The 12,438-nt window shown below is 71.9% G+C and carries 10 protein-coding genes and 1 pseudogene; 3 read left to right on the top strand and 8 right to left on the bottom strand.

Annotated elements, in window-relative coordinates:
* The 4 genes and pseudogenes from IEY93_RS25965 to IEY93_RS25950 form a co-directional block, all read right to left on the bottom strand.
* Positions 1-221, bottom strand: a pseudogene (locus tag IEY93_RS25965) (endo-1,4-beta-xylanase); the annotation flags it as partial.
* Between the two features lie 578 nt (positions 222-799).
* Positions 800-1,444: a DNA alkylation repair protein gene (locus IEY93_RS25960; protein WP_203968839.1), complete on the bottom strand. Its 645-nt coding sequence runs from the start codon at positions 1,442-1,444 to the stop codon at positions 800-802.
* A 76-nt stretch (positions 1,445-1,520) separates the two neighbouring features.
* Positions 1,521-2,111 carry a GNAT family N-acetyltransferase gene (locus IEY93_RS25955; RefSeq protein ID WP_189165731.1) on the bottom strand — a complete coding sequence of 197 codons (591 nt, stop codon included), beginning with the start codon at positions 2,109-2,111 and terminating at the stop codon, positions 1,521-1,523.
* A gap of 158 nt (positions 2,112-2,269) precedes the next feature.
* Positions 2,270-2,743 (bottom strand): MarR family winged helix-turn-helix transcriptional regulator, encoded by a 474-nt coding sequence (locus IEY93_RS25950; RefSeq protein ID WP_189165730.1) that lies wholly within the window; start codon positions 2,741-2,743, stop codon positions 2,270-2,272.
* A gap of 57 nt (positions 2,744-2,800) precedes the next feature.
* On the opposite strand from IEY93_RS25950, the gene IEY93_RS25945 reads away from it, so the two are divergent.
* Positions 2,801-3,577, top strand: a complete 777-nt coding sequence (locus IEY93_RS25945) for an alpha/beta fold hydrolase (RefSeq protein WP_189165729.1) — start codon at positions 2,801-2,803, stop codon at positions 3,575-3,577.
* A gap of 87 nt (positions 3,578-3,664) precedes the next feature.
* Here IEY93_RS25945 and IEY93_RS25940 read toward each other — a convergent pair whose 3' ends face one another.
* Positions 3,665-3,895 (bottom strand): tautomerase family protein, encoded by a 231-nt coding sequence (locus IEY93_RS25940; RefSeq protein WP_189165728.1) that lies wholly within the window; start codon positions 3,893-3,895, stop codon positions 3,665-3,667.
* Positions 3,896-4,259: 364 nt separating this feature from the next.
* On the opposite strand from IEY93_RS25940, the gene IEY93_RS25935 reads away from it, so the two are divergent.
* Both IEY93_RS25935 and IEY93_RS25930 read left to right on the top strand, forming a co-directional pair.
* The gene (locus IEY93_RS25935) at positions 4,260-4,421 is read left to right on the top strand and encodes a hypothetical protein (protein ID WP_203968828.1); all 162 of its coding nucleotides are present in this window, start codon (positions 4,260-4,262) and stop codon (positions 4,419-4,421) included.
* A 145-nt stretch (positions 4,422-4,566) separates the two neighbouring features.
* Positions 4,567-5,253, top strand: coding sequence for a polysaccharide deacetylase family protein (locus IEY93_RS25930; protein WP_189165727.1), 687 nt, complete (start codon positions 4,567-4,569; stop codon positions 5,251-5,253).
* A 20-nt stretch (positions 5,254-5,273) separates the two neighbouring features.
* On the opposite strand, the gene IEY93_RS25925 is transcribed toward IEY93_RS25930, so the two are convergent.
* From IEY93_RS25925 to IEY93_RS25915, 3 genes are all read right to left on the bottom strand, one after another.
* Entirely contained in the window at positions 5,274-6,377 is a 1,104-nt protein-coding gene (locus IEY93_RS25925) for an acyltransferase family protein (RefSeq protein WP_189165726.1), read from the bottom strand.
* A gap of 162 nt (positions 6,378-6,539) precedes the next feature.
* Positions 6,540-9,248, bottom strand: a complete 2,709-nt coding sequence (locus IEY93_RS25920; RefSeq protein ID WP_203968829.1) for a right-handed parallel beta-helix repeat-containing protein — start codon at positions 9,246-9,248, stop codon at positions 6,540-6,542.
* A gap of 49 nt (positions 9,249-9,297) precedes the next feature.
* On the bottom strand, positions 9,298-12,438 hold a 3,141-nt coding region (locus IEY93_RS25915; RefSeq protein ID WP_189165725.1), incomplete at its 5' end, for a hypothetical protein.

The raw sequence follows: 12,438 nt of genomic DNA, 5'->3' as shown, positions 1-12,438 counted from the left end.
ATCGTGGTGTACTGCGAGTCGCCGAGCCGGCCCGCCGAGATCGCGGTACCGAAGTACCGGCCGCTCTGCGCGGCCGCGGCACCGAGCGTGCTGGCCGCCGCGCCGGCCGGCATGGTCGGTACCGTCACCGCGGTGATCACGCCGAGCACGCCGACGGCGGCGGCGATCAGAACCCGCGGACTCCTCGAAGCGCGTGGCGGGGGAATGGCTTTGGTGCCCATGACTGAGTGCTCCAGACTGAATCACGAAAAGGCGGACACACGGGGTCATCCCGCGCGGTCGACGCCGCGTCCCGTGATCAGGGAACGCACACCACTAGGGCGTCGTGAACGGCGCTCCTCACCGCGCACCACCACATGGCAGGAGGAAGCCGTCTAGGGACACAGTTTGGAAACCATGCCGAAATGTGTCAAGGCACGAAGAAAGTTTCAGACTCATCCTCTCGCCGTCGCGGGCTACGACCTCTGATAAAGCCTGATGAGCCGCACGCCCGTCCGCCGCCCCTTTCCGAAAGCGCGGCGCCTTCCTTGACGTCGCCTCTTGGTCTCGTATTGGCTCCGACCTGCCACCACAGCGATCCGGCAGAGAAGGAACCACGACAGGTAATAGTTGTTAGCGCTAACAGCCGACCGGGTTCACCACTCGGCGGCATGGTGCGGGCGGTCCGGCGGGCAGACACCACGTCCCTGGAGCCGCCCTCGCGCGAATTCACCGACAAGGAGGTGCACGACGGCACAGACGAACGTCCCCGACGGTCGCCTTCGTCGCGGCCGCGGCATGAGCGTGAGCGCGGTCCGTCCTACTCGTCGTGCTGCCGGCGCACCATCTCGGTGATCCAGATGGGGGCGAAGGGGGACGTACAGCCTGGGGAGGTCGGGTAGTCCCTGAGCACCTCCAGGCGCTCACCGATGTCGATCGCCCGGGCGCGGTGCTCGGCGTGCTCGATCCCGATCCGGGCCAGGCAGGTGTTCATCGCCCACTGCAGGCGATCGGGAGCGTCCTTCATCTCCGCCTCGATGACGTCGAGCAGTCCCGCGAGGTCGAGGCCTTCCGGCTTCTTCGTCACCCGTTCGGCGGTCAGCGCCCAGCCGGCACTCGCGACCACCGGATCCGGATCGGCGAGCCAGGCCAGGCGCAGCTCTTCGGCGTGCGGGCTCTTCTTCACCACGTAGTTCACCAGCCAGTCGTGCGCCTTGGGCGCCCGCGCCTCGCGGACCATGGCGTCCAGCTCGACACGCTCGAAGGCCTTCGGGCGGCAGATCAGCGTCGCCAGCAGTCTCGCCGCGGTGTCACCCGTCGCCCAGAGCCGGCGCGCGAGCTCCTGCTGGGTCTTCAGCCGCTTGGCGAGCGCACGAAGCCTGCCGAGGTTCACCCCGTGATCGTCGCCGTGTTTCTCGTTCACCTCGCGCATGCGGGGGTCCTCGAGCCCGGCCAGCTCGGCCATCACCTCGGCCACGGTCGTCTCGGCCACGGTCGTCTCGGCCACCACAACCCCCTGTCCATCACCTGCGAAATCCAGCCTAGGGGACCGAACGCGACCGATCACTTGGTGTGGATCCAGGGGGCAGCGGAAGGATCAGTACGTCCATCAGGGGTGCGTCGGGCCACCCGGGACGCAGCCGGGCGACCGGCGTCCAGCCCCATCGGAGGTAGGCGGCATAGGCCGTGCCGTTGTCCGGCTGGACCAGCAGCGTGGCCCGTCGTTCGCGGCGGCCCGCCAGCAGTTCGTCGTGCAGGGCGTGCGCAATGCCCTGTCCGGTCCATGCCCGACGCACCATGATCTCGGAGAGGGCGAAGGTGCGAGTGCCGTCCTCGGCGGTGAAACCGGGCTCAGGTTCGGTCTCCAGGCCGTTCCACCACCGCGCGTCCGGCGGCAGCGGCCATCCCCAGGCCTGGCCGACCGGCTCGCCGCCGACGTACGCCATCACCAGGTCGAACGCGTCCCGGCTGGTGTAGGCGTCGAATCGGGTCATGAACGCCCGGTCACCGGCGAAGGCGTCACCCGTGGCGATCCGCTCGGCGTAGGAGTCGCGGTGGACCAGCGACACGACCTCGCGCCGCGCGCGGGCACCGGCGGCGTCCAACCGCACGAAGACCACAGGCTCGATCATCGCTCTTCCTCCCGGTCCATGGAATCGGACGAGGCCGGCCCGGCGCACAGCGCCCCGGCCGTCCCTCACCGAGCGATCGGCAACGGTACCCGGCTCCCACCCTAGGGGCCTTCGGCACACGAGGCGTGGGGCCCGCGCTGTCGCTTGCGACGGTGTTCTCAGTCGACCTCGACGTCGTGCAGCAGGTGGAGCAGGCGGGAGAGGACGCGGAGGCAGGCGGTCACCTCGGCGTCGGTGAGATCGCCGGCGACCTGGCGGAGGACCGCGCGCTCGCGGTCGATCACGGCGGTGAGGGCGGAGCGGCCTTCGTCGGTCAGGTGAACGAGGGAGGATTTCCTGTGCGCGGGGTTGGCGGCGAACTCGACCAGCCGGCGCGCGGCGGCCTCGTTGGTCACACGCTGGACGAACTGCCGGCTCAGCGCCAGGGTCCGGCCGAGTTGGGGGACGGTCATCGGCCCGTGTTCCCGGAGCACGGTGAGCACCGCCCGCGCCCCTACCGACAGCCCGGCGGTGGGCGCGTCCTGCTCCACTTTCCGGTAGGCACGCCGGTAGAGCGGCCCTACCAGGTCGAACACCTCGATGAGCCGGTCGGTCCGCGATTCGGACCGCGGGTCGCGCTCTGGTTCGCTCACCCGTCAATGATGACACCTAGGTTGTCATCTTCGGTCCATGATGACAACCTAGGTGTCATGAACGGTCTCTTCTGGCGTGACACCGGCACCGGCCGGCCCCTCGTCCTGCTGCACGGAGGTTTCCTGGACCACGGCATGTGGGACGACCAGATCCCGGTCCTCGCCGCGCGGCACCGCGTCATCGCGCCCGACGCGCGCGGCCATGGCCGGTCGGCCAACGCCACCGAGCCGTTCCGGTTCACCGACGACCTCGCCGCGCTGCTGCGCCACCTGGACACCGGGCCCGCCACCCTGGTCGGGGTCTCCATGGGCGCGGGCATCGCGGTCGACACCGCGATCGAGCATCCCGAACTGGTCGGCTCCGTGGTGGTCAGCGGCGCCGGGACCAGCGAGCCGTACTTCACCGACCCGTGGACCACCCGGGCCATGGCCGCCTGGTACTCAGCGATGGCCGCTGGCGATCTGAACGCCTCGATCGAGGGGTTCCTGGCCTTCGCCGCGGGCCCGCACCGTACGCTCGGCGATCTCGACCCCGACGTGGTGGACCGGCTGCGCCGGATGGCCAGGGCCACCATGTCCAAGCACACCCGCGGCGAAGCCGACCTGCTCGTGCCGGTGCGCGACACCTGGAAGCGCGCCGCCGAGATCGGCGTGCCCGTGCTGGCCGTCAACGGCACCGCCGACTCGCCCGACCACCTCGGCATGGCCGAGCGCCTCGTCCGTACCGTCTCCGACGGCCGCGCCGTCTCCATCGACGGCACCGCGCATTATCCCAACATGGAGCGCCCGGAGGAGTTCAACAAGATCCTCGCGGACTTCCTCCGCACACGCTGAGCACGCCTCACTCGCCGGCGCAGGACGCGGCCGTAGGGGGCGCCGCCCGCGCCTACGAAGCGGAGAGCACTACGGGGGGACAGGTGGTCAGCTCTCGTCGGTCGTCCCGGCGGCGAGGGCGCGTACTTCGGCGGCCGTCCGGGGTTTGCCGCCGATGCCCCAGTCGCCGCTCTTGACCTCTTCGATGATGACCAGGGTCAGCGGGCGCATGTTCTCCCCTTCGATGGAGACCATCGCGTCGGTGAGTCGCTCCACGATCTGGGCCTTCTGGTCGTCGCCGAACACGCCTTCGATGACCTTCACGGTGATGAGCGGCATGGTCCCCCTCCGTCCGGATCGCACTGCCGGCTCCACCCGGTGAGGCCGGTCCGGTTTCCGGGCCTTATCGCTCTCGCGGGCGTGGCCCCTCCATCTGGTTCTCCCCTGCGGGTCCGGTCCTGCACCCGGTCCCTTTCGGCAGGCCACGACCGCCCCAGCCCGCACCGGACCGGGTCCCGCGCGTCGTACGGTCGAAAAGAAAGGTCAAGGAGAGGCCGTGCCGAGGTCGGAGGGCCATCGCGGGGCCGAGGAAGGCCCCTGGGACACCCGGCGGGAGATTTCACGCCCGCCGGCCTTGACTTGAAGCGCTTGAAGTATCCGAGGGTGGGCTCATGGCAGTCACCGCAGGTCACGAGGACCACGCGTGGTTCACGATCCAGGACGCCGCACGCTTCAGCTCGGCACGGTACCGGTCATCCACAATGACAAGGCACGGGAGCTGCTCGGCTGGCGTCCGCGGGACGTCGAGACGACCATCGTCGACACCGCCGAGAGCCTGCGGCGCCTCGGCCTGCCGGCCGGCTGAGCAGGCGGCCCGAGCAGCCGATCCTGACTTTTCGTCGGCGTTCCGGTCACGATTCGCTGGGAGAGATCACCAGCGGTGTCATCCTTTACTAGGATTTGGGGCCATGCGGTGGAAAGTCAGACTTCTGGTGGCCGGGTTGTGCGCAATGGGTCTTCTGTCCGCCCCGGCTGCGGCCGAGGCGGGAAAGAAGGCGGACGAACCGTCCAAGGCGTACTGCGCCCGCTACAAGTGCATCGCCCTGACCTTCGACGACGGTCCGTGGCCCTACACGCCCGAGTTGCTCGACACGCTGAACAAGCACAAGGCGAAGGCGACCTTCTTCCTCCTCGGCAGGAAGGTCGCGAGCCGGCCCGAGCTGACGCAGCGGATCGTCCAGGAGGGCCACGAGGTCGGCAACCACACCTGGGACCATCCCGACCTGACCAAGCTGTCCGATGACGAGGTCATGCAGGAGATGTCCTCCACCTCCGACGTCATCGAGCAGACCATCGGCGAGCGGCCGGCCATGATGCGCCCGCCGAACGGCGCCACCGACGCGCGGGTCACCCGGCTGATGACCGAGCTGGCCCTGCCGCAGATCCTGTGGACCGGGTCCACCCTCGACTGGCAGGCCCGCGACACCAAGGTGATCACGGCGCGGACGCTGAAGCTGGCCAAGCGCAACGGCGTCATCCTCCTGCACGACATCGTCCCGCAGACGGTCAAGGCCATGCCGACGGTGCTGTCGACGCTGGAGAAGGAGGGCTACCACTTCGTCACGGTGACGACCCTGCTGCAGGGCCGGGAGCTCGAGGCGGGCGAGATCTACCCGCCGCGCCCCAAGAAGAAGTAGCCGCCCCCGGAACCCGCCTGCTACGCCGCTTGCTCCGCGCCGGTCTCGTCCGCGCGGAGCGAGCGGCTGAGGGCGCTTCGCAGCCGCGGCTGCAGGGGCACCTCCACCAGCCGGTACACGGCGTAGGACACCGCGAGCGCGGCCACGATCACCACCGGCAGGGTGACCCAGTTGCCCAGCGGCGTGTGCAGCCGCTCGATCAGCACGAACCCGACGTGGTGGTGGAACAGGTAGAGCGGGTAGGTCAGCGCGCCCAGGGTGGTGAGCCAGCGCCAGTCGAGCCCGTCGAACGTGCCGAGCGCCACCAGGATCATGACCAGGAAGATGAACGAGATCACGCCGACCACCAGGGCGGAGCCGAGCGCCTGGCCGAACCGCGCCAGCGCCGGAGGGTTCTCTCCCAGCACCTGAACCAGCGCGATGGCCCAGCCGGCGGCCACGAACAGCCAGGGGAACAGCGACCCGCCGAAGCGGTGGACGAGGTACAGGGCCATGCCCGCGATGAAGAAGGGCGCGCTGAACGGGACGAGGAACGCCTGGAGCAGATCGGCGTTCACCCGCTCGGCGATGGCCAGCAGCATGAGCCAGCCGCCGAGGAAGGCCAGGCAACGGCGGTAGGTGATGCCGATCGCGGCGAACACCGAGACGAGCGCGTAGAACACCAGTTCCTGCCAGAGCGTCCAGTACACGATCGACAGATCACGGACGCGCAGGCCGTGCTGCAGCATGGTGAGGTTGGCCAGCAGCTCGCTCAGGGTGGGCCGGTGGTCGGTGATGAGCCCGGCCACGGCCAGCCCGCCGAGGAGCAGCACGCTCGCCCAGTACGCCGGGTAGAGCCGCGCGATGCGGGAGGCGGCGAAGTCGCCGGCGCCGCGTCCCCACGCGCTCATCAGGATGACGAATCCACTGATCATGAAGAACAGGCGGACGCCGTACACGCCGAACATGGTCACCGAGCTGAGGGTGGGGAAGGCGTTCGGGCTCCCCCAGGCGCGGGTCTGCCCGTAGTGGAACAGCACCACCGCGAACGCCGCGCAGAACCGGAGGAGGTCCAGAACGCGCAGCCGTTGCCGGGCGGCTCGCACGACCGGCAGTTCGGCGATCTGGGGGGCGGAGGCCAGCATGCGCCGAATATATCGGCAAAGATCACGGCCCGGCCGCCTGCCGCACTCCTGGTGAGCCCGGGTTTTAGCCATGCTCACGCTCCGCCGCAGGGAAGGCCCCGCCGGGCTCGTACCGCCGGAGAAGCCCGGTGGAATCGAAGCGGGCTCGTGCGGCCCGGGGCATCAGGGGAGGTCTTCGGTCTCCAGGGTGATGAGCTGGTCCGGGGTGGGGTCGGCGATCTCCGCCACCCGCTGCGCCTGGCGTTCGGTCATCTCCTGGAACATCTGCCGGGCCGACCGCCCGTTGCCGAACCCGGCCCCGCGCGGCGTGCGGTCGAACAGCGAGACCAGCTCGGCCCGTGCCGCCACGGTCAGCTCGTAGCGGTGCTCGCGCGCCTGGTGCTCGACGATCGAGACCAGCTCGGCGGAGGTGTAGTCCTGGAACAGCAGCGTCCGGCTGAACCGCGACGCCAGGCCTGGGTTGGAGTCGATGAAGCGGGCCATCTCCCCGGGATAGCCGGCGACGATCACCACGATGTCGTCGCGGTGGTCCTCCATCAGTTTCACCAGGGTGGCGACGGCCTCCAGGCCGAAGTCGGTGCCGCCGCCCGCCGGGACGAGCGAGTACGCCTCGTCGATGAAGAGCACGCCGCCGAGAGCGCGGTTGAACGCCGCGGCGGTCTTCGGGCCAGTGTGGCCGACGTACTCGCCGACCAGGGCGCTGCGGTCCACCTCCACCAGGTGGCCGCTCCGCAGCAGCCGCAGCGCCTTGAGCAGCCTGCCGTACAGGCGGGCCACCGTCGTCTTGCCGGTGCCCGGATTGCCGGCGAAGACCAGGTGACGGCTGAGCGGCGGGGCGGGCAGGCCGGCGTCCTCGCGGCGCCGTACCGTCTGCATCAGCTTCACGAGCGAGCCCACGTCCCGCTTGACGCCGTCCAGACCGGCCAGCTCGCCGAGCTCGCCGAGCAGGTCGTCCAGCGACTCCTCCGGGGCCGCCACCGCCGCGGCCGGCGGGCCGGACGGCGCGGCGGGACCGGCGGTGGCGGCAAGAGGAACGGCCGGGGCGGCGGCGGTGGGCGGCGGGGCGCCATCGCCGAGGGAACAGTCCTCGAAGACCGGCGCCGCGCCCTCCTCGACCCCGACCGGGTCGGCGCACTCGCGGACCCGGCAGCGGCGGAACACCGGGTCGGCCTTGGCCCCGACGTGCAGGGCGGGGAACCCGGACCGCACCACGTCGCAGGAGGTGAACGTCCCTCCGGCGCCCTCGGCGAGGTAGATGCCGTTCTTGCCCGGCCGCTCGACGCGCAGGCCGGTGATCGCCGGCCGGGCACCGGTCCAGACGACCATGCCGCCGCCCGCGCTGTCCTCCACCGAGCCGCCGTCCACCCGGGCGTCGCTTCCGGCGTCGACCACGATGCCCGCGGCGCCCGCGCCCAGCACGCGATTGCCCTCCAGCACCGCGACGGCGCCCTCGGCGATCTCCAGGCCGGTACGCTCCGGGCCGCTCACCGTGCTGTAGGCGATATGGGAGCCCTCGGGCGAGGCGATGCGGAACCCGGTGCCCGCCCCCGCCACCCGGGTGCCGGTCACGGTGGCGGCGGCCCGCTCGGTGACCGCGACGCCGCACATGCCCACGTCGGCGATGCCGCAGTCGGCCAGCCGCACACGGGCGGAGCCGGCGAGGTGGACGCCGTGCTCGGCGCTCACCCGGATGCGGCAGTCGGCCAGCGTCCCGGCCGCGCCGCCCGCCAGGTGGACCGCGCTGTAGCCGCTGCGGTCCAGGCGGCAGTCGGCCAGCTCGGCGCGGGCCGTCTCGGTGACCAGCAGGCCGTTGCCCGCGGCGTCCTCCACCGCGCAGCCGCGCGCGACCAGCCGTCCCTCGTCCCGCACCACCAGGCCGCTGGCGCCGGGACGGCTGATCCGGCAGTCGACCAGGTCGGCCCGCGCGGCGCCGGTGACGTGGACCCCCGCCTCGCCCGCCGCGTCGATGCGGGTGTCGTCCGCCGACGCGTGCGCGCCGTCCTCGACCAGCACCCCGGAGCGGCCGGGACGGTGCAGGACGCACTCGGCGAGCCGCAGCCTGGCCCGGCCGCGCACCCGGATGCCGGAGCCGGCGCTGCCGTCGAGCCGCAACCGCACGGCGTCCAGCTCGGCGGAGCCCGAGAGCACGACGCCGGTGCCCTCGACGGCGCTGATCGTGGTGTCCTCGACCCGGACGCGCACCGCGCCGGACAGGTGCAGGGCGACCGGCCGGGCCCCGTCGACGCGGCAGCCGCGCAGCAGCACCGCGGTGGCGAGCGAGACCTCCTCGTCGTCCCCTCCCTCCTCCGGACCCCCCGTCCGTCCTGACTCCCCGATCGGCCACGCCCGGCCTGCCATGACCGCCTGCCCGGGCTCCCCTGCCTGTCCGGTCGCCGAGGTACGTCCGGCCTCGCCCGCCGCCCATGCGGCTCCGGTCGCCTGCACCTGCTCGGACCTCCCCGCCATCACCGAGTGCCCGGCCGCGGTCGCCTCCTCGGGGCCGCGTACTTCGATGCGGCCGCCCTGCACGACGCATCCGGACATCAGCACGCCGGCGCCCGGGGCGACGCTCACCGCCGGGGCGGCCGGGCCCGCGCCCTCGATCACCAGGTCGCGTACGGCGCAGTCGCCGCCCGCCACGACGAGTGCGGGCCCGGCGTCCGCCGGGGCGGCGAGCAGCACGCTTCCCGCGCCGTGCTCGGCGGCCAGCACGATGGCGCGGTCGAGCACGACGGCCTCGGCGTACCGGCCGGGGGCGATCACCACGGTGTCGCCGGGCGTGGCGGCCCGCACGGCGTCGCCGATGCGGCGGTGGACGCCGCGCCCCTTCGCGCCGACGGTGAGCACACGCGCCTGCTGAGCGGGTTTCACGTTTCTGGTCCTTGTCGCTGGACGTTCCCGGCCCTCGCCGGTACGGGGTCTACGAGGCCGCCGGGCCCTGCGGCGCCGGGTTCTGGGCGGGCGGCGGTGACCCGAGGTGCTGGTAGTAGGGCTGGGCGGTGCGGATGGCGTTGGTGAGCCACAGCGTGCTGACCAGCTTCTCGAAGGTCTTGAAGCCCATCTGCAGCCAGAACTCCCCGAAACCCTGCCGGTGGAAGTACCGGCTGCCGCCGCCCATGATCGCCAGGTTCTTCGCCAGCGCCGTACCGCCGACCGTCACGGCCGCCGAGGCGGCGACGATGCCGCCGTCGCGCACCGCGTCGCCGCCGGTGAGCTTGTGGGTCTCGCCGTCGGGCCCGGTGATCCCCCACACGGCGGCGTTCATGCTGCCGTTGACCCAGCCGGCGAGCACGCTGGTGCCCACGCCGAAGGTGAAGTCGTAGGTGCCGCCGCGCCAGCGGGTCGGGTTCTCGTTGCCGCCCCACTCGTTCGCCCAGTGCTTGTCATGGTTGTTCGGCCGGCGGATCTCGTGCTTGCCGCTGTCGAGGTTCGCCCAGACCGACTTCGGCCCGGCGAAGACCGAACCGCGGACCTCGTGCACCAGCGTGCTGGCACCCACCTTGATGGTCGAGCTGATCGCCGCGTTGGCGAACGACTTCAGCGCGTCCTGGCCGGTGAACGGCTTGTTGTTCACCGCCGCCGCGATCCCGTTCACCGCGAGGTTGGCGATGAACTCCAGCAGGAACTCCTGGCCGAACTCCAGCCCGACCTTCTTGGCCAGCACCTTCCAGTACGACGCGTAGGCCGCCTCGCCCAGCGCCATCGAGCCCGTGGCGGGCGGGGTGAGCCCGGGGACGTCCTGGACGGCCGCCCGCATCCGCGGCATCTGGAGGGTGACCGATCCGTCCCAGGGCAGGCGGTTGTTCTCCCGGAGGCGGCGTCCCCAGCCGCGCAGCTCGGTGATCCCGCCGCGGTAGTCGTACTCCTTGCCCGTCGGGCGCAGGCCGCCGGGGCCGCCTTCGAACACCATGCCGCTGTCGGTGCGCTGTGCGATCAGCCGGCCCTGCTGGTCGAAGTGCTGCCACTGGCCGCGCCAGGCGTCCTTGTCGACGAACGTGCCGTCGGACAGGCGCGTGCGCTCGCGCACCGCCGAGCCGTGGTCGAACTCCTTCCAGGTGCCGGGAGCCGGCGCCGCCGCGCCCGGCCGGTACTCGCGCACCCGCAGCGGGCCGTCCTGGGCGGACAGGTGCGGCGGGATCTCCCGGAGGGTCACCGACGGGCCGCCGTTCGCCGGGCGGAACTCGTCGCGCCAGTGCTTGGCGTCGGCGAACCACGCGTCCTGCCAGGTGCGAGTCTGCGGGTTCCACCAGCGGCGCACCTGCGTGCCGTCGCCGAAGGGGACCGGCTGCCCGGACGCGTCGAACTTCTGGGCGTGCCACCGCTCCTGTCCGGTGGCGGGATCGACGCCGCGCCACGCCTTGACGTGCCTGCCGCCGTCCAGCATGTTCTGCTCGCGGACCAGCGCGTTCCCGGTGTCGAAGTCGCGGAAGGAGTCGTCCCAGGGCAGGCGCGGATCGTCGGAGCCGCGGAAGAACAGCCGCTCGCCGGACCCGTGGCCGGGCGAGGACCACGTCCACGCCGAGGAGTCCGGCCGGCCGGAGCCCTGGACGTACCTGGCCACGCCCTGCGGGTCCTGCCAGAGTTCCCGCACACCGGTGAGGTTGCCGTGCGGGTCGCGCTGCACCCAGGAGACCCCGGCCCGGCCGGTGGTGGCGCCGCTCGCGGGATCGACCGGCAGGGGCGTCCCGTACTCGCGGATCGAGCCGTCGGCGAAGCCCTCACGGACCATCCGCCATTCCCCGCTCGCCGCGTCGAGGTAACGGTCCTGCCAGATCGGCCCGTGCGGTCCGCGCTGCAGCGCCGCTGGGTCAACCGGGACCCGGTAGCCGTTGCCGCCATTGGGGATCTCCCACTTCAGGTGACCCGCGGCGCTCGGCTGGTAGCCGGGGTCGGCGGCGTGGTCGCCGACCCGGAGCGTCGAGCCGTCGGAGAGCTTGACGGTCGCCCGGACGAACCGGCCGTTCCGCGCGAGATCCACCATGCTGCCGTCCTGCGCGACATAACGGATGCCCTCTCCCGGGCCCGACGCGCCGCCTGCCTTGCTCCACCGGTAGATCTGGTAGCGGTCGTCGAGTTTGAGGTAGCGGGCGTCTCCCTGAGGACCCGCCGCGCCGACGAGGTGCTTGCGGACCCACAGCGGCGGGCGCTGCTCCGACCAGCGCTCGGTGGTCAGCATGCCGTTGTCGCCGGGCAGCCGCTCCAGCCTGCCTGCGTCCTTGCCCTGCGGAGACTGCCGCTGCCAGGTGTCCCTCCTGGCACGGGTGGCCGTGTCCCAGTCGTACTCCAGGTAGTGGCCGCCCTTCTCCGGGAGGTGCCACGTGCCCCACTGCTTCTGCACCAGCGTGTGCCCGGCGTCGTCCAGCCGGTCGGTCCAGCCGCCGTCGCCGTGCACCGTGCGCGGGCCGTGCGCGAGCTCCTGCCCGCCGCCGTCGAACCGGTGCCAGGTCCACCGCCCGGTGGCGGGGTCGCGCACGGCGAGCGTGTGGCCGGTGTTCCTGCCGAACTTCTGCAGGCCCTCGCGGTACTCGTGGACGGTCCGGTACAGGTGGTCGACGTCCTTCCAGCCGAAGCCGGAGGTGTCGTACTGCCGGTCGCCGTGACCGAGCAGGGCGCCGGACTCGTCCCAGTGCGCCCAGGTGGTCCGGCGGCCGATGACCCGGCCGAAGTCCAGGGTGTCGGTGCGGCGGAAGGAGTCCAGCAGGCCACCGCCCGGCAGCAGGCGGCGCTCGAAGACCTCGGCCTTGGCGGGCGAGGCCGCCAGCAGCCGCACCCGGGTGCCACCGGCGCTGATCTCCACCTTGCCGTGGTGGAACACCCCGGGGCGGCCGTTCGCCCCACCGCCGGCGGCGGCGCGCTGCCAGGTCGGACCACCGGCGGCAGCGTGGTCCACGACGTACTGGAACCCGGTGGGCCTGCCGCCTCTGAGCACGTTGAAGCCCTGGCCGGTCAGCGCGCCGTTCGCGTCGTGCACCCGGAACTCGCCCGAGCGCGGGCCCGCGCCGTCGCCGAACCGCACGGTGAACTCGCCGCCCGCCCCCACGGTCACGGTGCGGTGCGGCAA

It is taken from the genome of Sphaerisporangium melleum (assembly GCF_014646695.1).
Lineage (GTDB): Bacteria > Actinomycetota > Actinomycetes > Streptosporangiales > Streptosporangiaceae > Sphaerisporangium > Sphaerisporangium melleum.
This window is presented reverse-complemented; position numbering and strand designations above follow the sequence as displayed.